General features: G+C 58.3%; 21 protein-coding genes. 3 read left to right on the forward strand and 18 right to left on the reverse strand.

Annotated features, from left to right (window positions below):
- Positions 1-24 precede the first annotated feature (24 nt).
- The 10 genes from ACTQY1_RS01295 to ACTQY1_RS01340 all read right to left on the reverse strand — a co-directional run bounded on the left by ACTQY1_RS01295 (position 25) and on the right by ACTQY1_RS01340 (position 10,370).
- Positions 25-1,344, reverse strand: a complete 1,320-nt coding sequence (locus tag ACTQY1_RS01295; protein ID WP_022487875.1) for an acetyl-CoA hydrolase/transferase family protein — start codon at positions 1,342-1,344, stop codon at positions 25-27.
- 157 nt (positions 1,345-1,501) lie between these two features.
- Positions 1,502-1,855 (reverse strand): VOC family protein, encoded by a 354-nt coding sequence (locus tag ACTQY1_RS01300; protein WP_022487874.1) that lies wholly within the window; start codon positions 1,853-1,855, stop codon positions 1,502-1,504.
- A 58-nt stretch (positions 1,856-1,913) separates the two neighbouring features.
- Entirely contained in the window at positions 1,914-3,599 is a 1,686-nt protein-coding gene (ilvD, locus tag ACTQY1_RS01305; RefSeq protein ID WP_022487873.1) for a dihydroxy-acid dehydratase, read from the reverse strand.
- Between the two features lie 33 nt (positions 3,600-3,632).
- Complete coding sequence (locus ACTQY1_RS01310) at positions 3,633-4,163, reverse strand: 2-oxoacid:acceptor oxidoreductase family protein (protein ID WP_022487872.1); 531 nt, start codon at positions 4,161-4,163, stop codon at positions 3,633-3,635.
- Positions 4,164-4,165: 2 nt separating this feature from the next.
- Positions 4,166-4,981, reverse strand: a complete 816-nt coding sequence (locus ACTQY1_RS01315; RefSeq protein WP_022487871.1) for a thiamine pyrophosphate-dependent enzyme — start codon at positions 4,979-4,981, stop codon at positions 4,166-4,168.
- The gene (locus tag ACTQY1_RS01320) at positions 4,981-6,126 is read right to left on the reverse strand and encodes a 2-oxoacid:acceptor oxidoreductase subunit alpha (RefSeq protein ID WP_441373735.1); all 1,146 of its coding nucleotides are present in this window, start codon (positions 6,124-6,126) and stop codon (positions 4,981-4,983) included. Before ACTQY1_RS01320 ends, ACTQY1_RS01315 begins: the two co-directional genes overlap by 1 nt.
- Positions 6,126-6,323: a 4Fe-4S binding protein gene (locus ACTQY1_RS01325; RefSeq protein WP_022487869.1), complete on the reverse strand. Its 198-nt coding sequence runs from the start codon at positions 6,321-6,323 to the stop codon at positions 6,126-6,128. The genes ACTQY1_RS01320 and ACTQY1_RS01325 overlap by 1 nt, the downstream gene beginning before the upstream one ends.
- 45 nt (positions 6,324-6,368) lie before the next feature.
- Entirely contained in the window at positions 6,369-7,328 is a 960-nt protein-coding gene (locus ACTQY1_RS01330; RefSeq protein ID WP_022487868.1) for a hydroxyacid dehydrogenase, read from the reverse strand.
- Positions 7,329-7,597: 269 nt separating this feature from the next.
- Complete coding sequence (locus ACTQY1_RS01335) at positions 7,598-9,010, reverse strand: GntP family permease (protein WP_022487867.1); 1,413 nt, start codon at positions 9,008-9,010, stop codon at positions 7,598-7,600.
- A 31-nt stretch (positions 9,011-9,041) separates the two neighbouring features.
- The gene (locus ACTQY1_RS01340) at positions 9,042-10,370 is read right to left on the reverse strand and encodes an enolase C-terminal domain-like protein (RefSeq protein ID WP_022487866.1); all 1,329 of its coding nucleotides are present in this window, start codon (positions 10,368-10,370) and stop codon (positions 9,042-9,044) included.
- 215 nt (positions 10,371-10,585) lie between these two features.
- Here ACTQY1_RS01340 and ACTQY1_RS01345 point away from each other — a divergent pair, with 215 nt between their 5' ends.
- Positions 10,586-11,524 (forward strand): LysR family transcriptional regulator, encoded by a 939-nt coding sequence (locus tag ACTQY1_RS01345; protein WP_154488439.1) that lies wholly within the window; start codon positions 10,586-10,588, stop codon positions 11,522-11,524.
- A gap of 125 nt (positions 11,525-11,649) precedes the next feature.
- Here ACTQY1_RS01345 and ACTQY1_RS01350 read toward each other — a convergent pair whose 3' ends face one another.
- The 3 genes from ACTQY1_RS01350 to ACTQY1_RS01360 form a co-directional block, all read right to left on the reverse strand.
- Positions 11,650-13,212: a PTS sugar transporter gene (locus tag ACTQY1_RS01350; protein ID WP_154488438.1), complete on the reverse strand. Its 1,563-nt coding sequence runs from the start codon at positions 13,210-13,212 to the stop codon at positions 11,650-11,652.
- Positions 13,213-13,315: 103 nt separating this feature from the next.
- Positions 13,316-14,284 carry a hydroxyacid dehydrogenase gene (locus ACTQY1_RS01355; protein WP_022487863.1) on the reverse strand — a complete coding sequence of 323 codons (969 nt, stop codon included), beginning with the start codon at positions 14,282-14,284 and terminating at the stop codon, positions 13,316-13,318.
- A 15-nt stretch (positions 14,285-14,299) separates the two neighbouring features.
- On the reverse strand, positions 14,300-14,794 hold the full coding sequence (locus tag ACTQY1_RS01360; RefSeq protein ID WP_022487862.1) for a nitroreductase family protein: 495 nt from the start codon (positions 14,792-14,794) through the stop codon (positions 14,300-14,302).
- Positions 14,795-15,705: 911 nt separating this feature from the next.
- Here ACTQY1_RS01360 and ACTQY1_RS01365 point away from each other — a divergent pair.
- Both ACTQY1_RS01365 and ACTQY1_RS01370 read left to right on the forward strand, forming a co-directional pair.
- The gene (locus tag ACTQY1_RS01365; RefSeq protein WP_154488436.1) at positions 15,706-16,893 is read left to right on the forward strand and encodes a hypothetical protein; all 1,188 of its coding nucleotides are present in this window, start codon (positions 15,706-15,708) and stop codon (positions 16,891-16,893) included.
- A gap of 18 nt (positions 16,894-16,911) precedes the next feature.
- A complete protein-coding gene (locus ACTQY1_RS01370; RefSeq protein WP_154488435.1) occupies positions 16,912-18,012 on the forward strand; it encodes a M20/M25/M40 family metallo-hydrolase in 1,101 nt (366 codons plus the stop codon).
- A gap of 46 nt (positions 18,013-18,058) precedes the next feature.
- Here the strand turns inward: ACTQY1_RS01370 and ACTQY1_RS01375 are convergent, their stop codons facing one another.
- The 5 genes from ACTQY1_RS01375 to dinB form a co-directional block, all read right to left on the reverse strand.
- Positions 18,059-19,399, reverse strand: coding sequence for an MATE family efflux transporter (locus ACTQY1_RS01375; RefSeq protein ID WP_154488434.1), 1,341 nt, complete (start codon positions 19,397-19,399; stop codon positions 18,059-18,061).
- Positions 19,400-19,940: 541 nt separating this feature from the next.
- Positions 19,941-20,300, reverse strand: a complete 360-nt coding sequence (locus ACTQY1_RS01380; RefSeq protein WP_441373736.1) for a hypothetical protein — start codon at positions 20,298-20,300, stop codon at positions 19,941-19,943.
- A gap of 115 nt (positions 20,301-20,415) precedes the next feature.
- On the reverse strand, positions 20,416-21,711 hold the full coding sequence (locus ACTQY1_RS01385) for an O-acetylhomoserine aminocarboxypropyltransferase/cysteine synthase family protein (protein WP_441373737.1): 1,296 nt from the start codon (positions 21,709-21,711) through the stop codon (positions 20,416-20,418).
- Between the two features lie 109 nt (positions 21,712-21,820).
- Positions 21,821-22,699, reverse strand: coding sequence for a DMT family transporter (locus ACTQY1_RS01390; protein WP_441373738.1), 879 nt, complete (start codon positions 22,697-22,699; stop codon positions 21,821-21,823).
- Between the two features lie 49 nt (positions 22,700-22,748).
- The gene (gene dinB, locus ACTQY1_RS01395) at positions 22,749-23,930 is read right to left on the reverse strand and encodes a DNA polymerase IV (RefSeq protein ID WP_441373739.1); all 1,182 of its coding nucleotides are present in this window, start codon (positions 23,928-23,930) and stop codon (positions 22,749-22,751) included.
- Between the last annotated feature and the right edge of the window lie 198 nt (positions 23,931-24,128).

The following is a 24,128-nucleotide window of genomic DNA, read 5'->3' on the forward strand; positions in this document are numbered from 1 at the left end:
TTGACAGGCCGCCGGACGGCGGCCTTAACAAAACGTCTTGTCCGCATACTCCTGGAGTTCTTCCCGGAAATCCGGATGGGCTACGGCGATCATGGCCTGGGCCCGTTCTTTCAGGGAGAGGCCGGTGAGATGAGCCACCCCGAATTCCGTGGCCACGTTCTGGATCAGGGCCCGGCAGCCGGCAATGGAGCTTCCGGCGGCAATGGCCGGGACGATGTTGGAATGACGGACCCCTTTCTTGTCCACCCGGGAGGATTCGATGCAGATGTAGCCGGCGCCCCCATGGGACAGGAAGGCCCCTTCCAGGAAGTCCAGCTGGCCTCCTACCCCGGACAGCTGCCGGGTGCCGATGGATTCCGCATTTTCCTGACCCATAAGATCCAGCTGGACCCCGCCGTTGATGCTGATGTAATTGGAGATCTTCTCCATCACCCGGGGATTGTGGATGTAGTCCACTTCCGCCGGATAGAACAGCTCCGGTTTTTCCTGGAGCCAGTCATACAGTTCCTGGGAGCCGCTGGCCAGGTTCCAGGAGGCCAGGCCGGTCTTTTCCTCTTTCCGGGCGTTGGTCAGCTTCCCGGCCTTGTACAGGGCCAGGAAGGCGTCGCTGATGGTGCCGGTGTGGCACCCCAGGTCTTCCCGGTCGGACTGGGCCAGGATCTGGGCAATGGTAAAGGGAATGGTCCCCACCCCCAGGCTCAGGGTGGCCCCGTTGGGGATCTCCGCCACCACGTTCCGGGCGATCTGGAGATCCGCTTCCGAAGGAGTCCGGTAGCCGGAAGTGCACAGAGGGGCATGTTCCCCTTCCACAATGATGTCCGCATCATCCAGGGACACCCGGTGGGACCCGTCCACCCCCTGGAGGGTGGGCATGTGTTCATTGATTTCAAAGATCACGGTCCGGGCCTTCTTCATGATGGTCTTCCAGCAGTAGCTGGCCAGGCCCAGGCCGCAGTACCCGTTGGCATCGGGACGGGACACGGGCACTACCGCCACGTCCACTTTCAGATAGTCCCGGTACATTTCCGGCAGCAGCCGCAGCAGCATGGGGACGAAATGGAGCCGCCGGGCGGTGAACATCTTCCGTTCATAGGCTCCCAGATGCCAGCTGTAGTACTGGAAATGCTTCATTTCCGGGTCGCAGTCGATGGTGTGGATAATGGGACGGTACACCAGCCCGCCCCGGATCTTCACATCCGTCAGTTCGTCCTTCCGGGCAGCCAGGGCTTCATCCATCAGTTCCGGGAACCCGTTCCCGAAGCCGAAGTCCACCCAGTCCCCGCTTTTTACCGCCTTGGCCGCTTCCGCCGCCGTCATCACCTTGTTCCCATATTTTTCCAGCATAGTCTTCCTCCCAGCTCTTCGCTCTTCACTCTTCACTCTTCACTCTTCACTCATAATGATACCACAAAACGCCGGAGTCCCCGTTGGCAAAGGGGCTCCGGCGTCATTCATCAGAGGGGTTGGTTTCTTACCATTGAGGGATGGTCGTTCACGCTTTTTATTTGGTGAGATGGAAGGAAAAGCCTCCGATATCCCCGTCCAGATAGACGAAGATGACCTTTCCGTCAGCATCCCGGCGGATGGTTTCCTCCTTGAAGGAAATCCCTTTCCTGGCCAGGTCCGTCATGGCCAGTTCCACATCGGGAGTCTGGAGGGCGATGTGCCCGCATTTCCCCCGGGTGCTGTCCTTCATCACTTCGAACATGCCGTCAACGAAGATGTGCGTGTCATTTTCGTTGCCCGGCTCCAGGTCAAACAGGCTGCATAAGAGGGATACCAGCTGTTTGGCCTCTTTTTCGTTTTCACAGTTGATGCCCACATGCTTCAGCTTGTAGGTGATTTTCTCTGCCATGGATTCTGCCTCCTGTAAAGTGGGAGACGCTGTTATGGGAACGCCCCCCGTTTTCTTTCTATTTTACCTGAAGGACAGCCCCTTTGTCAGCAGAAGATACCAAAGCTGCATATTTTTTCAGCATGGGGGAAGTGGCCTTCACCACCGGTTTGAAATGTTTCTTCCGTTCCGCCAGTTCTTCGTCGGATACATCCATGGTCAGGCTCCGGTTGGGGATGTCGATATGGATCACATCCCCGTCCTGGATCAGGCCAATGGGGCCGCCGGCAGCAGCTTCCGGAGAAACGTGGCCGATACATGGCCCCCGGGTGGATCCGGAGAAGCGCCCGTCGGTCACAAGAGCCGTGCTTTCGTCCATGCCCCGGCCCACCAGGAGGGCGGTGACCAGGAACATTTCCCGCATGCCCGGACCCCCTTTGGGCCCTTCATACCGGAGGACGATCACCGTACCCGGTTTGATTTCCCCGGCTTCGATGGCTTTCATGGAATCTTCCATGCTGTCGAACACCCGGGCAGTCCCGGTGAATACATGCATGTTGGGTTTCACCCCGCTGGCCTTCACCACGGCTCCGTCAGGAGCCAGGTTCCCCCGCAGGATGGCAATGCCCCCTTCTTTGTTCTTGGGCTTGCTCCGGGGGAAGATCACGTCATTTTCCACCAGAGGCTGGGCGGCGATGTTTTCCTTCAGGGTGTGGCCGGTGACAGTGATATGGTCATCCAGCTTGTCTTCGATGGCCTTCAGCACCGCCGGCACCCCGCCGTTGGCGTGGAGCACGTCCACTGCATACTGGCCGGAAGGCCGCAGATTGCACAGATAGGGGACTTCCCGGCTGATCCGGTCGAAATCTTCCAGGGTCAGGTCCACATGGGCTTCATGGGCAATGGCCATCAGATGCAGTACCGAGTTGGTGGAAGCTCCCATGGCCATAACGGCCTTTACCGCATCCAAAAGGGCGGTACGGGTCAGGATATCCTGGGTGGTGATGCCTTCCTTCACCATGGCCACGATCCGTTTGCCGCTGGCCCGGGCCAGTCTCCGTTTTTCGGAAGAAACCGCCGGAGAGGTGCCCATCCGGGGCAGGGTCAGCCCCAGCACTTCCGCCAGGCAGCTCATGGTGTTGGCGGTGCCCATCATGGAGCAGGAGCCCACAGTAGGCAGGGAAGCCATTTCCATCTTCCGCAGTTCTTCATAGCTCATTTTGCCCACCTGATACTGGCCCACGAATTCCCGCAGGTTGCTCAGGCAGATGTTGGTGTACCCGTCGCAGTTGCCGGCCAGCATGGGGCCGCCGGTAACGATGATGGCGGGGATCTTCATCCGGGCTGCAGCCAGGATCATCCCGGGGACGATTTTGTCGCAGGAGGCCAGCATTACTACCGCATCCAGCTGGTTCCCTTCCACCACAGCCTCTACAGAGTCTGCGATGATTTCCCGGCTGGGCAGGGAATAGCGCATGCCGCTGTGGCCCTGGCACAGACCGTCGCACAGGGCGATGGTGTCAAATTCCCGGGGGATGCCGCCCGCTTCCAGGATACCGTCGCTTACATCCCGTGCCAGCTCCCGCAGGTGGATATGGCCGGGCACCAGTTCACTGAAGGAATTGGCGATCCCGATGATGGGTTTCCGGAAGTCATCCTCTTCCAGTCCCATGCTGTACAGAAGGGCCCGGTTGCCGCTGCGGCCCACTCCGTTGACCATGATTCCGCTGCGGTTGTCCTTGTATTTCAGTTCATTTCCGCTCATGGATTCTACCTCAATTCGTTGGTTGGTACGTTCTTATTCCAGGGTCAGCCCTTTTTCAAAAGCTTTCCGGTTGCTGTCGATGACTTTCTGCTTGCCGGCGAACCGTTTAGCAATGCCCTGTTCCACGCTTTCCGGCTTCAAAAGGCCGGTCTTTTTCATCATGGCCCCCAGGGCGATGAAGTTGGCACTCTGGATGCTGCCCAGTTCCACCGCCAGTTTCCGGAAGGGATAGCCGATGGCAGTGCCTTTGGCCCCTTCCTTAGGGGTCACTTCGTCAGAATCATAGAACACCAGGGTATCAGCGGTGAATTTGTCCACATACCGGTCATAGGCCACCTGGGCCAGGCACAGGATCAGATCCGGCACCGCCACGTTGGGATAGCCCACCAGTCCGTCGCTTAAGACCACGTCGGTTTTGGTGAAGGTCCCCCGGGCTTCCGCCCCGTAGGAGGCACTCATGGTGGCGTTGATGTTCTCTTCATTCAGGGAGGCAAGGCCCATGACTTCCCCAACGGAAACTACGCCCTGGCCGCCGACCCCAGACAATACGATTTCTTTTTTCATGGTTATCCCTCAATTCTGTTGGCATCGATGATCTTTTTGTAACTGGTGTAGTAGTCTTCCCGAGGTGCGTTCTTCATGCACCCTACCACAATCTTGCCCTTGAGCTCTTCTTCGCTCATTTTGGCTGCCTGGGCCACAGTTACGCTCTGTTCGTTCATCAGCTGCATCATGTGGGCAGCTGCTCCCAGTTTGTTGAATTTCCCGTAGTGGGTGGGGCAGGCGCTCATCACTTCGATCAGGGAGAACCCTTTCACCTGCATCCCTTCCTTGATCAGCTTCCGGAGCATCACCGGGTTGTAGGCCGTGGCCCGGCCCACATAGGAGGCACCGGCGGCAATGGCCAGCTTGCATACATCGAAGTTCTGTTCAATGTGGCCGTAAGGAGAGGTCTGGGTAATGCTGTGGGTAGGGGTGGTGCCGGAGTACTGGCCCCCGGTCTGGCCATAGTTGTAGTTGTTGGAGATGATGGCCGTCACGTTGATGTTCCGGCGGGCCGCATGGATCAGGTGGTTGCCCCCGATGGTGGTGCCGTCCCCATCCCCCATGGTTACCAGCACGTGGAGGTCCGGATTCCCCAGGGCCACACCGGTGGCGGCGGCCAGAGCCCGGCCGTGGGTCACGTGCATGCAGTTGATGTCCAGATAGTCATCCACCCGGCCGAAGCAGCCGATGCCGCTGACCAGAGCCATGTCATGCTTGTCCACTTCCAGTTCCGCCATCACGGCGGCAATGGACTGGAGCACGATTCCGTGGCTGCACCCGGCGCACCAGGTTTGAGGCAGTTTGTCAAACAGCATATAGTCCTTGTAAGATTTCATTATTTTTCACTCTCCTCATAAACATCCACGATCTGCTGGGGGGTAATCAGGATCCCGTCGGTCCGGTTGGCCTGGAGCACTTTGCAGCCATAGTCGTTGTATTTCCGGACTTCCCCGGCCAATTGACCCAGGTTCAGTTCCGGCACGATCACGGTTTTGGCCTGCTGGAGAGCAGCCCGGATTTCTTTTTCCGGCATGGGCCATACGGTGACCAGCTGCAGGAGACCGGCTTTCACGCCTTTTTTCCGCAGGATTTCAATGGCGCTGAGGGAGCTGCGGACGGAGCAGCCAAAGGAGATCAGGACCACATCCGCATCGTCCATCTGGTATTTCCGGGTGATGGTGATGTCGTCCACATGTTTTTCAATCTTGTCCACCAGGTAATGGGTCACCCGGTCGATGTTTTCCGGAGAGGGGCAGAATTCCCCTTTTTCGTCATGGGTGGAGCCGGTGGTCCGCATGAGCAGGTCCCGCTCCCCCACAGCCACCATGGGAGCTACTTCCGTGCCGCTGTAGTCATAGGGACGGAATTCAGACTGTTTCTTGGTGGCAGGAGCCTTCCGGTTGATGATTTCGTCCGGTTCCGGTTCCCGGATGGTCAGGGTTTCCCGCAGGTGTCCCACCACTTCGTCCGCCAGGAAGATCACCGGAGTCCGGTATTTTTCCGCCAGGTTGAAAGCGGTGATGGACAGGTCATAGCAGTCCTGTACGGAAGAGGGGCTGAGGGCGATGATGCTGTGGTCCCCGTGGGTGCCGTACTTGGCCTGCATCAGGTCTCCCTGGGCCGGTTTGGTGGCAGCCCCGGTGGAGGGGCCGCTGCGCTGCACATTGTAGAGGACGCAGGGCAGTTCGGACATGATCCCCAGACCCAGGTTTTCCTGCATCAGGGAGAAGCCCGGGCCGCTGGTGGCGGTGAAGGCCTTTTTCCCGGCCAGGGAAGCTCCCAGGAGGGCTGCCATGGAGCTCAGTTCATCTTCCATCTGAATGTAGATCCCGCCATGACGGGGCAGTTCCTTGGCAGCGGCTTTGGCCACTTCGGAACTGGGGGAAATGGGATAGCCCGCGAAGAAACGGGCGCCGGCGGCAATGGCCCCAGCGGTCATTGCTTCATTGCCTTCCATGAATTTCTTTTCTACCTTAGCCATTATTTGACCTCCACTTCAATTGCAAAATCAGGGCAGCGCAGTTCGCACAGCTTGCAGCCGATGCAGGCATCCGGGTGAGCCACCTTGGGATAGCTGCCGTAGCTTTGTTCCAGCACCTGTTTGGGGCACAGGGCAGAGCAGATGCCGCACTGCTTGCACAGTTTGTCATTGATGTTGATGGTGATTTCTTTGCTCATTGTCGATCCTCCCATATACGGGCTGCAGCCTTCCTGCAGTCTCACTCAGTCTTTTTTCGGATGGTTGATGATAAATTTGGGTTCCCGGCCGTTCAGCAGGTCGTCAATGGCCTGGGCGCAGTTCATGGCCACCGCATCCACCGCCTCTTCCGTCAGAGCCGCCGTGTGGGGGCATCCGATGTAGTTGGGCAGGCTGAACAGGGGCATGTCCGGAGCAGGTGGTTCCGTTTCGAACACATCCGCTCCCGCCGCTGCGATCCGGCCTTCCTTCAGGGCCTTGTACACGGCTTTTTCATCCCAGATGGCACCCCGGGATACGTTCAGCAGCACCGCCGTGGGCTTCATGTGGGAAATGGCTTCCTCGTCGATGATGTGGAAGGTCCCTTTGTTGAGAGGCAGGTGGGGAGAAACCACATCCGCCTGTTCCATCAGTTCATCCAGGGTATCCACGAATTCCACCCAGTCCGGGAACTGGCTCCGGTCCACGAACTTGTCGTACACCAGGGTCCGCATCTGGAATCCGAAATGGGCGATCTTCACGGCTTCCAGGCCGATGGGCCCAATGCCGATGCTGCCGAAGGTCTTGTACCGGGCTTCGTGGGTCTCGATGGCATCCCGGCTCTTCCAGTTGCCCTTCCGGATTTCCGTATTGAACTGGGGGATCTGCCGGAAGCAGGCCAGCATCAGAGAAATGGCATGTTCCGCCACCGAATAGGTGTTGCAGCCCCGGGCCAGGGTCACCGTGACATTTTTGGCGTCACAGGCCTCCAGATCGATGTTTTCGTAACCAATGCCGTACCGGGCGATGATCTTCAGGTTCTTCCCGGCATCCACCACAGTCTTGGTGTATTTTTCCGTCCGGGCGATGACCCCATCCACATCGGCAATGGCTTTGGCCAGGGTGGCTTCGTCCGTTGCTTCCGGGCTTACCAGTTCATACCCTTTTTTGGTCAGGAACTCACGGGCCACCGGTTTCAGGGCCTTGGGCACCAGGATTTTATACATGCTTACCCCTCCTATACATTCTTGCAAGGTCATGAGATTTCAACAGGGAAGATTCCTCTGGGAAAACCAGGGAAGGATCTCTGGCTTTCCCAGAGGAGCTGCCTTTGGCAGCTCCGGTTGAGCAGTCTGGAGTCAGAAGTCGGAAGACCCTGGAAAGGAACTGTCTGCCAGTTCCTTCTGAGGATAAAAACCTTCCAGTCTTTCCAGCTTCAGAAAAATTTGCCTGCAAATTTTATCCAGCGGCTCCAGACTCCAGACTTAACCGCTTATCAAATGAAATACTGGGCCACCAGCAGTTCCAGGAGACCGACGCCGGCCATGATCATGGACACAGCGGTTTTGCACTGGAGCTGTTCTTTCAGGTCGCTGACACCGAACATGCCGTTCCAGACCCAGAACCCGGAGTCGGTGAAGTACCCGAAGGAAATGGCACCCACGCAGCAGGACAGAGCCATGAGCAGCGGGCTGATGGTCAGCTGGCTCATCAAAGGCATGGTCAGGGAGGCGGAAGTTACGATGGCCACCGTAGCGGACCCCAGGCAGATCCGCATGAGAGCGGCGATGCAGAAGGGAATCAGCACCGCAGGCACCGGCCAGGTCACAACCATCTGGCCCAGCACATTGCCGATGCCGGAAGCCCGTACCACATACCCCAGGGAACCGCCCACACCGGTGATCAGCATGATGATGCCGGTGTCTTTGATGCCGTCATCCATCATCTTCAGCACTTCTTTGGTATCCCGGTTGGGCACCAGGCCATAAATGGCGATCAGGGTCCCGATCATCAGGGCCACAATGGGGCTGCCAAAGAGAGCCACAAAGTAGTAGTACCCGGCACTCTTGTCCGCTCCCATCAGATCCAGCACCGTCTTGGTCAGGATCATGATCAGAGGAACCACAATGGGCGCCGCGGAAATGGCCAGCCCGGGCAGATCCGTCCGGTTCAGGAACTGATCCAGAAGTTCCGTGGAAGCCAGTTTCACCTGTTCGCCCTGCTGAGGACGGACGTATTCATCATCTGTATTGACCACCTGGTAAATCTTCTTGCCGATCCATTTGCAGTAGGGGACGATCACCAGCAGCATGGGGATACTGAGGATGGCACCCCCGGCGATCATCTGCCCCACATCGATGCCCAGCATCCCGGCTGCGGTCAGAGGGCCGGGGGTAGGAGGCACCAGCACGTGAGTCAGCTGGAGCCCGCAGGCCAGGGACAGCCCCAGGCCGATGACGGATTTGCCGGTTACCTTGGAGATGGCTTTGCACAGGGGGCAGAGCATCACCACAGCGGAGTCAGCAAAAACCGGGATGGAAACCACCCAGCCGGTGACCCCCAGGGCCCATTCTTCATTGCCCTTCCCCACCAGTTTGATGAAGCTGATGGCCAGTTTTTCCGCAGCCCCGGATTTTTCCAGGATGGCCCCCATCATGACCCCCAGGCCGATGATGATGCCGGTGCTGGACAGGGTGTTGCCGAAGCCGGTGCTGATGGCGTTGATCACGCCCACAGTGGTTTTGCCCGCCACCTTCACGGTAAGGATGGGCATGCCTCCGATGATCCCGGTGATCAAGGCGGCGATCAGCATGGCGATGAAGCTGTGGACTTTTGTTTTAGCGACTAAGATTATCATGACCAGGATGCCCAGGCCCAAGCCCAGGACCATCCGTGTGGATTCTGCCATTTTCTATTCCTCCGATTCGTGAACCCTGTCCTTACCGTACCAGGCAGGGAGATTTTGCATCGAATTTCCAGCCGGGGATCAGGTACTGCATGGTGATGGCATCGTTCCGGACACCCAGGCAGTGTTTCTTGTACAGCTCGTGAGCCTTCATCACCTGTTCCCGGTCCACTTCCACACCCAGACCCGGTTTGTCCGGCACTTTAATGCCGCCGTCCACGATCTGCATGGGTTCCTTGGTCAGCCGTTCCCGGCCTTCCTGCCAGATCCAGTGCGTATCCAGGGCATTGTAGAAGCCCGGCACCGCAGCCCCCACCTGGACGCACATGGCCAGGGAGATGTCAAAGTGGTTGTTGGAATGGCTGCCCCAGGTGTAGCCGAATTCATGGCACATCTGCGCCACCCGTACGGACCCGTTCATGGTCCAGAAATGGGGATCAGCCAGGATAATGTCCACTGCCTGGCTTTCCAGGGAGTGACCCACCTGCCGCCAATCGGTGGCGATCATGTTGGTGGCGGTGGGGAAGCCGGTGCGCCGGCGGAATTCGCTCATGATTTCCCGTCCGGAATATACTCCTTCGGCACCGCAGGGATCTTCACAATAGGTCAGGATGCCGTGCATGTCGGACACATACTTCACAGCATCTTCCAGCAGCCAGGCTCCGTTGGGATCCAGGTCCATCCGGGCATCCGGGAAGGCTTTCTTCATGGCCTTGATGACTTTCATTTCTTCGTCACCGGGCAGCACGCCGCCTTTCAGCTTGAAGTCCTTGAACCCGTATTTTTCCTTGGCAGCCCGGCACAGAGCCACTACGCTGTCCGCATCCAGGGCTTCTTCGTTCCGCAGCCGGTACCATTCACAGTCGGAATCTTCTTCATGGTCGTAGGGCAGATCCGTTTTGTTCCGGTCCCCTACAAAGAACAGGTACCCCAGGAACCGGACGAAATCCCGCTGCTGCCCGTTGCCCAGCAGCCGGCATACCGGCATGTCCAGGAATTTCCCCAACAGGTCCAGGCAGGGGGCTTCGATGGCGGTCATTACATGGACCCCGGTCCGCAGATCGAAGGTCTGGTTCCCACGGACATCTTCTTCGCCGTTCTTGTCCAGATGGGCTTTCACCGCCAGCAGGGTGTTCCGGTAATCAGAAATTTTGGTCCCCACCACAATGTCCTTCACCTCTTCCAGGGCATTGGTGATCTTGGGGCCTCCGGGGACTTCCCCCACCCCGGTGTTTCCTTCAGAATCCGTAAGGATTACAATGTTCCGGGTGAAATAGGGGGCGTGCCCGCCGCTCAGGTTCAGCAGCATGCTGTCCCTGCCGGCAACCGGGTAAACTTCCATTTTGGTAATTACGGGTGTCATTGATTTGCTCCTCCTTGATCATAACCAACAGTATCCAACAATGTCACAGGCCCTTGACGATCCAATCCGACAGCTTCCCTGAAATTGCGCGTTTTCAGTCTATTGTGAATAGCGTCCGGATTCAATGTTTGACTTTATTGTAATTTTCATGTTACTATAAATCAAATTGTTTATTTTTAGTTATAAAATAAGTTTTTCTAAGTGAGGTGTGCCCGATGGATCTGAAACAGATCGAATACATCGTGAAGATTGCGGAAACCGGCAGCATCACCAAAGCCGCCGAGCATCTGTTCATTACCCAGTCCGCCCTGAACCAGCAGCTGCTGAAGCTGGAACAGCAGCTGGGGATCAAACTGTTCGTCCGGCACAAACATGACCTGACCCCCACCAGTGCCGGCCAGGTGTATCTGGAATATGGCCGGAACATGCTCCGGGAAAAACGGGAAGCCTACAACATCATCCACGACATGGCCCAGAGCAGCCTGGGAGATCTCCGGCTGACCTTTTCCCGGGAACGGGGCATCGACATGCTGGTAGCCACCTATCCCCAGTTCCACCGACGGTTCCCGGGGATCACCCTCCGGCCCCATGAAATGTTCGTAGTGGACCAGCTGAACTGGCTCAGCCGGGGAGATACGGACCTGGGGGTGGTGACAGTAACGGAGAAACAGAAGACCCCTGACCTGGAATTCGAGCTGATCCGCCGGGAACCCATGCTCCTGGCCATTCCCCGGGAAAGTCCCCGGGCAGTGGACCCGGCCCGTCCCGGCACTCCTTTGGAAGACCTGCCCTATCTGCCGGTGGATCAGTGCAAGGACAGTCCCTTCGTACTCATGTTCCCCAAATCCACCATGCGCCAGATCATCGATCAGGTGCTGAAGGAAGCGGACTACCATCCCTATGTGCTGTTCGAAAGCGCCAGCATCCGGGCCCTTCTCACCATGGTGAAGAACAACATGGCCTGCACCATCGTCTCCGCCGGCTACTACAAATACCAGGACAAGATCGCCTACTACCGGATCCCTGGAGACCCCTACTGGGAAATGTGCATTACCTATAAAAAAGGAGCCTACCTGAACAAGGCCATGCTCTACTACAAAGACCTGATCCACGAGTATTTCCAGGTAAAGGCCCCGTTGATCACAAAGAAATAAGGGGGATGTTGCACGTAAAAAATATGCGTGCAACATCCCCGTCAATGGTCAATTGTCAATCGTCAATGGCCGAATGATAAAAAAGCAGTGGCACGCGTATGTTTTTTACGTGTGCCACTGCTTTTTCATTCCCCTTTACTCTTCGTAAACCGGTTCGCCGCTGCGGTGATGCAGAAGGCGCAGAAGGCGGACAGGAACATGCAGAAGGCGAAGCCCAGCACATTGTTGGACAGGGTGGGGGCCACGATGCTGGGCACATAGGCGGTACCCCGGACATTGAAGTACCCTACGGCCACTCCCCCTACCCCGGCAGACAGGATGGCTCCGGCCATCACCACTTTATTGGAAAACATAAAGGGATAGGCCGCTTCCACAAAGGTCCCGAAGGCCATGTTGATGAACAGCCCGGGAATGGCCAGGGCCCGGTCGTCCTGCCGCCGGGGCGCCAGGATGTTGGCGGCCATGATCCCGGCGGACACCATTACCAGGCCCACCATGTCGATGGCTCCCAAAAAGGAGTTCCCGGTCTTTTCCATTTCCAGCAGGATAATGGGCAGGATGGCCGCATGGTACATGCCCCCCATAATGGCCGGCCAGATCAGGAGTCCCGCCAGGCCTCCGCAGAGCACCGGATGGATGGAGAAAGCCCAGTCGATCACGTAGCGGATCCCGTTGCCCACCGCTTCCGCCAGCGGCGCAATGAACAGGTAGATCAGGAGCCCGGCGGCCAGGCCTGCAACGCCCCCGGCCACAATATTGGCAGTGGTGGCAGGGAAATTCAGCTTCAGGCATTTCAGCAGCAGGAACTGGACCAGGATCCCGGCGATGATCCCGCCGATGATGCCCCCGATGAGCCCGCCCTTTACGGACAGGATCCCGGTGACCACCCCGGCCACAATGGCCACATCCCCCATGCCGGATACCTGTTTGGCGGCCACCGTGGCCACGATCACCGGCAGAGCGTCGATCATGATGTTGAAGATCTTTTCAAAGTATTCCAGTCCCGGCACCTTGCTGAGAATCAGGGTGAGGGCCATGGCAATGAATCCGGGGAGGGACGCCATCAGGATCCCCCGGACGCTGATCCGGGACAGGAGGCTCCCCTGTTCCCCGGCGTCCCCGGCGGTGACCCCGCCGTTCATGGCCGGCCGGTAGCTGAGCTTCCAGAATTTGGCCAGGGCAAACACATTGGCAATGGCCCGGGTCCGGTTGGTGGTGCCGGTGGTACCGGAAACCGCCACCACATTGAGACCCATGGACTGGGCGAGGGCCATGGAGGTACCCCCGGTACCAGTGGCCGCCAGCTTCTTGTCCGCGGCCGCCTCCATGGCTGCCCGGTTGGCTCCTTTGGGGTCACAGCTGGCCAGGATCAGCCCGTCCACTTTGTCCTCATCGATGAGCCCGGCGATCCGTTCGTCTTCCAGCACTGCTTCCCGGTTCACTTCTTCCAGGGTCCCCCGGAACACCACCTTCGGTTCTTCCCCGTTCCAGGTCCACAGTGCCGCTTTGGTGTCCGGTTTGGCCGTATCCATGGAGGCTTCCGCCCCGATGAACTGGATGGCGGTCAGTTCCATCCCCGCCCCTTTGATCTGCCGGACCATTTCTCCCAAAAGAGAAGCCGGATCTTTCCCGCCCAGGTTGTACAGGTTTCCCCCGCTGCTCCCCAGTATCGCCACTTTTTTCGTCATCCTCAGGACCCCCTCAGAAACCGAAACGGTCCGCCTTCCTCAGCCGGACCGTTCAGTTGTGTTTTGCTTTACTCCGCTAGTGTACTAAAATACAGGAAGTATGTCAAGATTTTCTCCCCCACACCTCCGGATTGGCCACGCCTTTCCATTCCTTTCCCTGGCACACGGCATAACAGCCTTCCACGGCGGCGCAGGCCATCCTGGCCCAGGAATCGGGGGTCAGGGCGGCACTGTGGGGGGTGCAGAGGATCCGGGGCGCCGTGAACACTGGGTTATCCAGATCCGCCGGTTCTGTCCCATACACATCCACGCCGGCCCCGGCAATGACGCCCTGGTTCACCGCATCCGCCAGGGCCTGTTCATCCACCACCGCTCCCCGGGCCGTGTTGATGAGAAAGGCGGTGGGTTTCATCATGGCCAGTTCCCGGGCTCCGATGAAATGCCGGGTCTCTTCCAGCAGAGGTACATGGAGGGACACGAAATCGCTTTCCCGGAGCACTTCCTCCAGGGTGTCCCCATACCGGCAGCCCGCGTCCTCCACCCGGGCCCGGTTCCGGGAATGGCTCCAGCCCAGGCAGTCCATGCCCAGGGCCCGGCACAGATGGGCCAGCAGGCTGCCGATGCCGCCTACCCCCACGATGCCCACGGTTTTCCCGGCCAGTTCCATCTGTTTTCCCTGGGCCCGGATTCCCCAGTTCCCTTTCCGGTTCTCGGCGTCCATTTCCTTCAGATCCTTGGCACAGGCAAAGATCAGGGCCAGGGCATGTTCCGCCACGCTCCGGGCATTGGCCCCGGGAGCCAGCACCACCGGGATCCCCCGCCTGGTGCAGTAGTCCACCGGCACATTTTCAAAGCCCATCCCCGGGCGTCCCAGCACCTTCAGGTTGGGGCACCGGCGGAGCACGGATTCCGGACATTTTTCCAGCCGGACAATGAGAGCATCAGCACTTTCCAAAAGGGCATCGGGGTATTCTTCCCAGTTTAAGCCGGGACCCACTTCCCACTGGATCCCCAGTTTTTCCATCATTTCCATCCCCGCCGGGGCCAGGGGCAGGCTCAGTACGAATTTCATCAGGCACCTCCCTGTTTACTCGATCCACCGGATCCATTCTTCCTGGAACCGGTCATGCTTCCTGGTTTCCTCTCCCGGATACCCCAGGGAGAACATGGCAAAAGCTTCTTCTTCCGCCGGCAGGCCGGCAATCTTCCCTACAGCCGCCATCCTTTCAGGCCGGGGATAGACCCCCATCCAGACGCCTCCCAGTCCCTGGGCATCGGTTTCGATCCAGAGATTTTCCAGGGCCGCACTGGTGTCCACCGGAGCAAACTCCGGCAGCAGGCAGTCTTTCCGATAGCTGATAACCAGAATCACCGGAGCCGCTGCAGCAAAAACGGAATACTGGCTGACGGCCGCCAGTTCCCGGATCTTTTCCCGGTCCGTCACCACGGTAAAGCGCCAGGGACGCTGGTTGCAGGCAGAAGGAGCCGCCATGGCCGCCCGGAGGATTTCCAAGATCTTTTCTTTTTCCACCGGTTTGTTCAGATATTTCCTTATACTGATACGATGAAACAAATTTTCCATAGTCAGGATCTCCTTTTCCCATATTCGTAAGCCTACTATACCAAAGCAGTAGGTTTCCTGCAATAGGGGCCGCACAACCAGCGGCCCGCCGGCTGTACTATACTTTCACCCTGGCGGTCCCAAAGCCCGCCCTGGGAAGGGTATAAGCAGGCGCCCGACACTTCGGCAACGTTGGCGGTCGCTTATGCCGCGGCTGGGGTCTGTGCGGAGCATGGTGGTGGGATTCGGCCAGAGGCCTTGTACTTTCTCTATATAAGAAAGGTGTATCCCCGCCTGGGGAGAACCCTCTACCCGCTAACGCGGGTCCTTTCCCCCTTGCTCCACGGGACTAGGTTGCTCCTATTCGTCGCATCCGTCGCAGGGGGACACATCTGGACCACTCCTGCAGGACGGATTTGGTCTCCGGCCTTGCTGGCACTTTGCACGAGTATACGTCGATTCTTCGGGAGCCGGGAGGGCAGGCCCAGGAGGAGTCGGCGGGACAACGCCGGGTGTCGTCGCTCCTGGGGTGGAGCACGCGGGCGATAGGGTCCGGCTTCCTGGTCCGTAGCCGCTGCCTTTGACCGTCAGGGCAAGGCGATAGGCTGTGAGCCTCCCGCCAGGGACGAACGGGTCTGCCCTCCCGGCGGAGAGCTTTCGCGGTTGAAAGAGTATAGACGCTTCTGCCCTCTGGGCGGCCATGCTCCGTTACTTTTGTAATGTTTCTATTTGCAAACTTATATTTTTATTGCAACCGTAAACATCCATCAGTAAACAATGGATAAATGTACCTGAAATTATTGACTTCCCTGCCGCCACGTGTTAAAATTTCATTCATATTTTCAGTTTGCTCAGGTAAACTGCCGTATTCTTTTATCCGGGGCGGGAAACTCCTTCACCGCCCTCATTTTATTTTCGGGGGGTATGTTTTTATGACCATGTGGACTGCACTGCTGATTGTCCTGGCCGTTTTTGCTTTCGGGGATCTGATTTCCCAGCTGACCCGGGCCCGGCTTTCTTCTCTTTTCGTCATTATGATGACCTTTCTGGTCCTGTTCATTTTCAAGATCATTCCGGCAGACATCATCAAACAGGCCGGTCTCACCACCCTGGGGCCCATTTCCATGGTGATGCTGCTGCTGAACATGGGCACCACCATTGACCTGGCCATGCTGAAGCGGGAATGGCGGTCCGTGGCCGCCAGCTGCATCGCCATGGCCATTGCCATTGCCTCCTGCCTGGTGCTGATTCCCTTCATCGGCCGGGCCAACGCCTTGGCTGCGGCACCGGTGATCAACGGAGGCATCATCGCCACCACCACCATGGTCAAAGCCGCCACAGACCAGGGACTGGCCATTACCGCCGCCCTGGCCGCCTTCCTCTATGCCACCCAGAAATTCGTGGGCACCCTGCCCGCCTCCTACTTCGGTCTGAAAGCCGCCCGCCGGTATGTGGAAGAATACCGGCAGCAGAAGGCAGCGGATCCGGACAGCGTCCTGACCCGGGAAGAGATTCCCCAGGACAGCCCCCGGCAGAGCTGGGCGGAACGGAACACCCGCCGGTTCACCATCTACATCAGCCTGTGCATCGGGGCCGCCAGTGCCTGGCTGGGCACCATCGGCGGCAAACTGACCCACAACTGGGTGGGGATGTTCCTGTGGTGCATGATCATCGGCCTGGTGCTCCGGAACCTGGGGCTGGTGCCTGCCAACCTGATCAAGAAAAACGCCAACGCCAGCGGCTTCTTCATTTTCGGGGCCCTTACCGCCATCGTCCCCTCCCTGGCCAAAGTGGATTTCAGCATGCTGGGCCAGCTGGGGATCACCGTGCTGGCCGTGTTCGCCGTAACCGTAGCCGGCATCGTCCTGGCCTTCAAGATCCTGCCTCTGTGGAAGATCGTGGGAGACAAGGACCTGTGCATCGGCATCGCCATGTGCCAGATGATCGGTTATCCCGGCACCCAGCTGATCAGTGAGGAAATCGCCAAAACCGTGGGAAAGACTCCGGAAGAAATCGACTACCTGGAAAAACGCATTGGCACTGCCTATGTGATTTCCGGCTTCACTTCCGTAACGGTGCTTTCCATTGTAGTGGCCACCATTATGGCCAAGATCCTGTAAAAAAGAAGGGAGAAACCTATGGATATTGTTGAAGAGTTCAAAGAGCTGGTACAGATTGACTCCGCTTCCGGCAAAGAACGGGCCATTGCGGACGCCCTTGCCGGAAAACTCCGGGCCCTGGGCTTTACGGTAACGGAAGACCGGGCAGGGGATACCTTTGGAGGGAATACCGGGAACCTGGCGGCCTTCCGGGAAGGGGACCGGCCCGGTTCCATCCTGTTCTGCAGCCATATGGACCGGGTGGCCAACGGCTTCCACATCCGCCCTCAGGAAAAAAACGGATACCTGGTGTCCGACGGCTCCACCATCCTGGCCGCCGATGATGTAAGCGGCCTTTGTGCCATCCTGGACGGGGTCCGCCGGGCGCTGGCCTCCCGCAGCCCTCTGCCCCGTCTGGAAATCGCCTTTACCGTGGGGGAAGAAGCCAACCTGTGGGGCGGCCGGGCCCTGGACCTGTCCCAGTTCCAGAGTCCTTTCTGTTATGTAATGGACAGCCCGGGCACCCTGGGCCGGCTGATCAACGGAGCCCCCGGTCTGGCCAAGCTCCAGGCGGAAGTCCGGGGCAAAGCCGCCCATGCCGGCAACGAACCGGAAAAGGGCATCAACGCCGCCCACATCCTGTGCCACCTGCTGGATACCCTGAAGGACGGCCGGCTGGATGCAGAGACGGTTTCCAACTTCCCCCTGCTGGGCACCGGGAACACCGCCACCAACATTGTCTGCGACCGGGCCTGGGTGAAAGGAGAAAGCCGCAGCCGGGACCGGAAGAAGCTGGAAGACTACATGGCCTATTTCCGCCGGCACTGTGAGGAAATCGTCCAGGGCACTGGAGCCCAGGTCACTTCCAGTGCGGAGATTTCCTTCGCCCCCTTCCGGCTGGAGGAAAAGGAGCCGGTAGTGGCTCTGGCCTGCCGGGCCCTGAAGGCCATGGGCATCCAGCCCCGGATCGAACAGGGAGGCGGAGGCATGGACGCCAACATTTTCAACGCCAAAGGCCTCCCTTCCCTGGGCATAGCCACCGGCTACACCAAGAACCATACCAAAGAAGAGAACCTGGACCTGGAAAGCTTCACCCGGAGCGGAGAACTGGTGGAGAAGCTGATAGAGATGGTGGAATAAAAAAAGGGGCTGTTGCAAAAGCAACAGCCCCTTTGGTCAGCAGTCCTTATTTTCTATTCTTCCAATACATCCAGAAATACAGCACCTCCAGCACGCAGCAGGTGGTCCAGCCCACCGGGTAGCCGAAACCTACGGTGAGGGGAGTATTGCTGATGTACCGGGTCATGATGTACAGATAGATCTGCCGGACCAGCACAAAGGACAGGAGCATGATCACCATGGGTCCCATGGAATCTCCCCGGCCCCGGAGGGCACCGGCCAGCACCTGGTTCACACAGTTGCACAGCAAGAAGAAGATGTTCACGTGGATGAATCCCACCCCGGACTGGATCACCGCTTCGTCCCCGGTGAACAGCCGCAGGGAGAAATCAGCAAAAATGAACAGCAGGGCGGCAATGGCCCCGGTAATGGCCAGGCTCAGAAGGATGGATGACACAGTCCCGTCGTTGGCCCGTTTTTCTTTTTTGGCCCCGATGTTCTGGGCCACGAAGGTGGTGGCTGCCATGGCCATGGACAGGATGGGCAGCATGACGAACTGGTCCAGCTTGTTGTAGCAGCCCCATCCGGCCATTACCGTGGCCCCGAAGAAGTTGATGTAGGACTGGACGAAAATGTTGGAAAAAGAAGTAATGATGCTCTGGACGGCGGTAGGCAGCCCCACCCGGAAAATCTGGCTCAGCAGGTTCCGGTCCAGGCACAGGTCCCCGAAGGAGAACCGGTACACATCCCGGGTCCGGAGCAGCACCCCCAGGGTGGCTCCGGCGGAAATGAACTGAGCGATGATGGTGGCATAGGCCACCCCGGCGATTCCCCAGTGGAACACCAGTACAAACAGCAGATCCAGGACAATGTTCAGGATGCTGGTAAGGATCAGGAAATACAGGGGCCGCTTGGTGTCCCCCACTGCCCGGAGCACCCCGCTGCCCATATTGTACACCAGAAGCCCGGTGACCCCGGCAAAATAAATCCGGAGATAGAGGGCCGCCTGGTCGAACACATCCGCCGGAGTCTTCATGAACTGGAGCATGAAATCCGTGCCGGCAAAGAAAAACACCGTGAACAGCACGCACAGGCAGAAGGTGGCCGCCATGGTGGTTTCCACCGCCCGGTGGAGCAGGCCGTGGTCCTTGGCTCCAAAGCATTTCCCGATGATCACCGTAGCCCCGATGGAGAATCCGTTGAAAAAGAAAACGGACATGTTGGTGATCATGGTGGTGGAACTCACCGCCGCCAGGGCCTGGGTCCCCACAAAATTCCCCACCACAATGGAATCCACCGTGTTGTACAACATCTGGAAAATATTCCCGATCATCAGAGGCAGGGCAAACTCCAGGATAAGCCGGGGAATGCTGCCGGAAGTCATGTCTTTGGTTGTGGTACGGACCATGGGGATCCCTGCCTTTCGTTGATTTGGTATAGATGACATTTATTATACCATAGAAAAAGGAGCTGTTGCACAGGCAACAGCCCCGTCGTATGTGTCAACAAATTCTCGGTGAAACCTTCATTGCCGTATAGTTATTCAGAAATAGAGTCAAAAATTTTTTATCGTTGCTTCGACGGAGACGACGTAGGGGTTTCGCCGCAGGCAAACCCATCCCGGCCTCCCAAAGGGGAAAAGTCCTCCTATACCCGTACTGACTTGCACCTCACCCTTCCGTCGGGAGGGCAGACCCGTTCGTCCCTGGCGGGAGGCTCACAGCCTATCGCCTTGCCCTGTCGGTCAAAGGCTGCGGCTACGGACCAGGAAGCCGGAGCCTATCGCCCGCGTGCTCCACCCCAGGAGCGACGACACCCGGCGTTGTCCCGCCGACTCCTCCTGGGCCTGCCCTCCCGGCTCCCGGGGTATCGACGTATACCCGCAAAGAATACCAGCATAGCCGGAGGCCAAGTCCGCCCTGCAGGGGCGGACTTTGGGACCGTCCTTATTACCAGTTCAGTGCTGCGGCCAACTGTCCCATGGGACTGCTGCTGGGACCGTAATTGGCAATTCTGCACTGATAGGTACCTACGTGAGGGACGAATATCGGCTTTTTCACCGCTTCTCTCACCGCATTCCGGTACTCTTTCCGGGTTTTCAAAGGATAGAAGGGCTTTCTGCCTTCGCGCCGGACCAGACGGCGGGAAAATGTGACCATCCCGAACATGCAAAGCACAGTACGCCGGTCGATCCGCAGTACTTCCTGCTTTCCCGCATACTGCCTGGCCATCTCAGCATCGTAAATCTCCAGAGCCCGGGCAAAAGTCTGGCAGATGAAAAGAAAGGCACAATCCTGTTTTTTATTCATAAGAACCCGTCAGCCACGGGTTCTTTCCATCGGCCAGTGACCAGTGACCGTTGACCAGTGACAAAAAGGGACTGTGAAAAAATGATTTCTCAGTTTTTCACAGTCCCTTTTTCCATCAATCCAACGCGGCAAAGGCCTGCTTCAGATCGTCGATGATATCGTCAATATGTTCCGTGCCGATGGACAGCCGGATGGTGGCCGGGGTGATCCCGGAAGCCGCCAGTTCTTCTTCGTTCATCTGGGAATGGGTGGTGGAAGCCGGATGGATCACCAGACTCTTCACATCCGCCACATTGGCCAGGAGGGAGAAGATCTTCAGATGGTCGATGAACTTCTGGGCAGCGGCGGCGCCTCCTTTGATTTCAAAGGTGAAGATGGAAATCCCGCCGTTGGGGAAGTACTTCTTGTACAGTTCATGATCCGGATGGTTGGGCAGGGACGGATGGTTCACCTTAGCCACATGAGGATCCCGGGCCAGGAAGTCCACCACCTTCAGGGCATTTTCCACCTGACGTTCCACCCGCAGGGACAGGGTTTCGGTGCCCTGGAGCAGCAGGAAGGCGTTGAAGGGAGAAATAGTGGCCCCGGTATCCCGGAGGATCAGGGTCCGGATGTAGGTTACATAGGCGGCAGGGCCCACGTCCTTGGCAAAGCTGATCCCATGGTAGCTGGGGTTGGGGTCAACCAGCCAGGGGAACCGGCCGGAAGCCACCCAGTCGAACTTGCCGCTGTCCACGATGATGCCCCCCAGGGTGGTGCCATGGCCGCCGATGAATTTGGTGGCGGAATGGACTACCACGTCAGCCCCGTGTTCAAAGGGCCGCAGCAGGTAGGGAGTGGCAAAGGTGCTGTCCACAACCAGAGGGATCTTGTGTTTGTGGGCAATGGCGGCCACTGCATCGATGTCGATCAGGTTGGCGTTGGGGTTGCCTACGGATTCAATGTAGATGGCCTGGGTGTTTTCCCGTACGGCCTCTTCGAAGACCTGTACCCCTTTGGTGGGATCCACGAAAGTGGTTTCAATGCCGAAATCCGGGAAGGTATGTTCGAACAGGTTGTAGGTGCCTCCGTACACGGTAGTGGCGCAGACAATGTGCTGACCGGCATGGACCAGGGCCTGCATGGCGTAGGTCACGGCAGCGGCGCCGCTGGCCGTAGCCAGAGCAGCCACCCCGCCTTCCAGGGCGGCGATCCGTTTTTCAAAAACATCTTCCGTAGGGTTGGTGAGACGGCCGTACACATTCCCGGCATCCTTCAGGGCGAACCGGTCAGCCGCGTGCTGGCTGTTCCGGAACACATAGGACGTGGTCTGGTAAATGGGCACTGCCCGGGAATCGGTGGCGGGATCTGCCTGTTCCTGCCCTACATGGAGCTGCAGGGTTTCAAAATGGTATTTCTTTTCTTCGCTCATTGTCTTTGCCTCCCAATATCATTCCGCTTAATTACTACTGCTTTAGTATGATTTACATTATAGGGATTCAAACCCTGGCTGTCAATAGAATTTGCAATCTTTTTTCTCATCAGTCATTCCGGGCCAATACACAGACCATGACGATGATGCACAGAGCTCCCAGCAGTTCTACCGGCCCCACCCGGTTCCCCATGACCGCCACGGAGAAAAAGTAGGCGGAGAGAGGTTCAAAGGCTGCCAGGGCCCCGGTTTCCGCCGGAGGGATGTATTTGGTGCTCTCCAGGTACACATAATAGGCCACCAGGGTTCCCAGCACGAACAGGATCCCAAAAGCCGCCGCCGTGTGGATGTCCAGGACGGCCCCCTCCAGAGTGGGATGGTGGAACAGTTTCAGGAGCAGAGCATTCCCCAGGCTGCTCCAGCCCAGGATCAGGAAACAGCTGTACTTTTTCAGCAGTACTGCCGCATAGGCCGTATAGAAAGCCATGCCGAAGGCCCCCAGGATCCCGTACACCAGAGCCTCCCGGGAGACCGCCAGGGACGCCCCCTGGCCCTTGGTGGCAATGAGGGCCGTCCCCAGAAGAGCCAGCACCACCGCCAGCACTTCCCGCCGGGTGGGCAGCCGCCGGTCCTTCACCAGGTACATAAGCAGCAGGATGGCGGGCATGGTGTACTGGAGCACCGTGGCCGTGGCCGCATTGCTGTAGTAGATGGCCTTGAAAAAGGTCACCTGCATGAGATACAGCCCCAGGACAATGAACTTCATCATCCATTTCCAGTCGTTTTTCAAGGGGGCCAGAAGATCCTGCTTCTGGAAGAGGCAGATCCCCAGGAAGGAGATCCCGGTACAGATCATCCGCCAGAACAGGATGGTGGACCAGGTGAAATGCTGATCCACCATCAGGTATTCCACACTGTTGCTGCTGCTGCCCCACAGAGTGGCCCCCAGTAGGACCATCCCCACACCGATTTTCTTCTTCCGTTCCATCAGCCGTCTCCTTTCTGTCCTCCGGCCCCCTCCTTCAGACAGTTCTATTCTACCTTTTTTCCCGTTCTCTGGCCAGACGGGTTTCCCCCTGATTCCAGCCCTTCCGGATAATATCCTCCCCGAACCGCTGCTTCAGGGCGTCCAGGGCCCGGTTCCGCTTTTCCTGCCGTGCATCTTCCACAGCCAGGCTCTGGGATCCTCCATCCACCAGGTGGCTGACGCTGACTCCCAAAAGCCGCACCGGCTGGGTCCAGGGCAGCTGCCTGGCCAGGAGACGGATCTGTTCCATCAGGGCCTCATCCTGGCACACCGGTTCCTCCACCGTCCGGCTCCGGGTCAGCAGCTGGAAGCCGGCGGTCTTCACCTTCAGAGTTACCGTGCAGCCGGACAGGCCGGCGCACCGGAGCCGCCACCCCACCTGCTGGCACAGGTCCCACAGGGCTCCCAGACAGGTTTCCGGCCCCACCAGATCCACCGGGAAGGTGTTCTCCTTCCCCAGGGATTTCCGCTGTTCGTCCGGCACCACCGGACGGCTGTCCAGGCCCCGGGCCCGGTCCCGGATTTCCTCCGCGTTTTTCCCTAAAAGAGACCGCAGGATCCGGGGATCGCAGCCCGCCAGCTGGCCAATGGTCCGGATGCCCATTTTTTCCAAGGCCCCCACGGATTTCTGCCCCAGTCCGAAGATCCGTCCCACCGGCAGGGGCCCGATGAAGGCCGCCGCCTCTTCCGGCCGGATGATCACCAGCCCGTCCGGCTTCCGGAGATCGCTGGCCAGTTTGGCCAGGAATTTGTTGGGGGCCAGCCCCACGGAAGCGGTAAGGCCGGTTTTTTCCCGGATCACCTGTTTGATCCTGGGTCCCAGGGCATACACATCCCCGGCCAGGGCCTCCATACCCGTAAGGTCCAGGAAGGCTTCATCGATGGACAAGGGCTCCACCACCGGGGAAAATTCCCGGAAGATCCCCCGGATTTCCCGGGAGATTTCCGTATACCGGTCATACCGGCCCTGGACATAGATGGCCTGGGGACAGAGCCGCCGGGCCGTGGCCATGGGCATGGCGGAATGGACCCCGAATTTCCGGGCTTCATAGGAGCAGGTGGACACCACTCCCCGGCCGGAAAGCCCTCCCACAATCACCGGTTTTCCCCGGTATTCCGGATGGTCCAGCTGCTCCACCGAAGCAAAGAACGCATCCATATCCACATGCATGATGTACCGCTGACGGACCATTTTGATGTCCTCCTTTTGGAAAAGGGCTGTTGCTTGCGCAACAGCCCTTTTTTAAGGTCTCGGGTCTCGAGTCGAGAGTCTCGAGACCCTGGATAGAACCTGTCCTTCAGCCAGGTTCTTCTTATTGTGTATAACCGTAGGGGGCGCAGGCCCGGCGCCCCGCAAAATGCACAGATAATCGATGATTTGGCGGGCTGC

The organism is Acidaminococcus sp. HCP3S3_G9_1, assembly GCF_052122455.1.
Lineage (GTDB): Bacteria > Bacillota > Negativicutes > Acidaminococcales > Acidaminococcaceae > Acidaminococcus.

Bases quoted from the DNA above. Each gene is read 5' to 3' on its own strand.
- ACTQY1_RS01375 (WP_154488434.1), bottom strand. From the start codon at position 19,399: ATGGTCCGTACCACAACCAAAGACATGACTTCCGGCAGCATTCCCCGG.
- ACTQY1_RS01360 (WP_022487862.1), bottom strand. From the start codon at position 14,794: ATGGAAAATTTGTTTCATCGTATCAGTATAAGGAAATATCTGAACAAA.
- ACTQY1_RS01350 (WP_154488438.1), bottom strand. From the start codon at position 13,212: ATGACGAAAAAAGTGGCGATACTGGGGAGCAGCGGGGGAAACCTGTAC.
- ACTQY1_RS01335 (WP_022487867.1), bottom strand. From the start codon at position 9,010: ATGGCAGAATCCACACGGATGGTCCTGGGCTTGGGCCTGGGCATCCTG.
- ACTQY1_RS01355 (WP_022487863.1), bottom strand. From the start codon at position 14,284: ATGAAATTCGTACTGAGCCTGCCCCTGGCCCCGGCGGGGATGGAAATG.
- ACTQY1_RS01310 (WP_022487872.1), bottom strand. From the start codon at position 4,163: ATGAAAAAAGAAATCGTATTGTCTGGGGTCGGCGGCCAGGGCGTAGTT.
- ACTQY1_RS01385 (WP_441373737.1), bottom strand. From the start codon at position 21,711: ATGAGCGAAGAAAAGAAATACCATTTTGAAACCCTGCAGCTCCATGTA.
- ACTQY1_RS01370 (WP_154488435.1), top strand. From the start codon at position 16,912: ATGGATATTGTTGAAGAGTTCAAAGAGCTGGTACAGATTGACTCCGCT.
- ACTQY1_RS01295 (WP_022487875.1), bottom strand. From the start codon at position 1,344: ATGCTGGAAAAATATGGGAACAAGGTGATGACGGCGGCGGAAGCGGCC.
- ACTQY1_RS01330 (WP_022487868.1), bottom strand. From the start codon at position 7,328: ATGTATAAAATCCTGGTGCCCAAGGCCCTGAAACCGGTGGCCCGTGAG.
- ACTQY1_RS01320 (WP_441373735.1), bottom strand. From the start codon at position 6,126: ATGGCTAAGGTAGAAAAGAAATTCATGGAAGGCAATGAAGCAATGACC.
- ACTQY1_RS01315 (WP_022487871.1), bottom strand. From the start codon at position 4,981: ATGAAATCTTACAAGGACTATATGCTGTTTGACAAACTGCCTCAAACC.
- ACTQY1_RS01340 (WP_022487866.1), bottom strand. From the start codon at position 10,370: ATGACACCCGTAATTACCAAAATGGAAGTTTACCCGGTTGCCGGCAGG.
- ACTQY1_RS01345 (WP_154488439.1), top strand. From the start codon at position 10,586: ATGGATCTGAAACAGATCGAATACATCGTGAAGATTGCGGAAACCGGC.
- ilvD (WP_022487873.1), bottom strand. From the start codon at position 3,599: ATGAGCGGAAATGAACTGAAATACAAGGACAACCGCAGCGGAATCATG.
- ACTQY1_RS01390 (WP_441373738.1), bottom strand. From the start codon at position 22,699: ATGGAACGGAAGAAGAAAATCGGTGTGGGGATGGTCCTACTGGGGGCC.
- ACTQY1_RS01365 (WP_154488436.1), top strand. From the start codon at position 15,706: ATGACCATGTGGACTGCACTGCTGATTGTCCTGGCCGTTTTTGCTTTC.
- dinB (WP_441373739.1), bottom strand. From the start codon at position 23,930: ATGGTCCGTCAGCGGTACATCATGCATGTGGATATGGATGCGTTCTTT.
- ACTQY1_RS01300 (WP_022487874.1), bottom strand. From the start codon at position 1,855: ATGGCAGAGAAAATCACCTACAAGCTGAAGCATGTGGGCATCAACTGT.
- ACTQY1_RS01380 (WP_441373736.1), bottom strand. From the start codon at position 20,300: ATGAATAAAAAACAGGATTGTGCCTTTCTTTTCATCTGCCAGACTTTT.
- ACTQY1_RS01325 (WP_022487869.1), bottom strand. From the start codon at position 6,323: ATGAGCAAAGAAATCACCATCAACATCAATGACAAACTGTGCAAGCAG.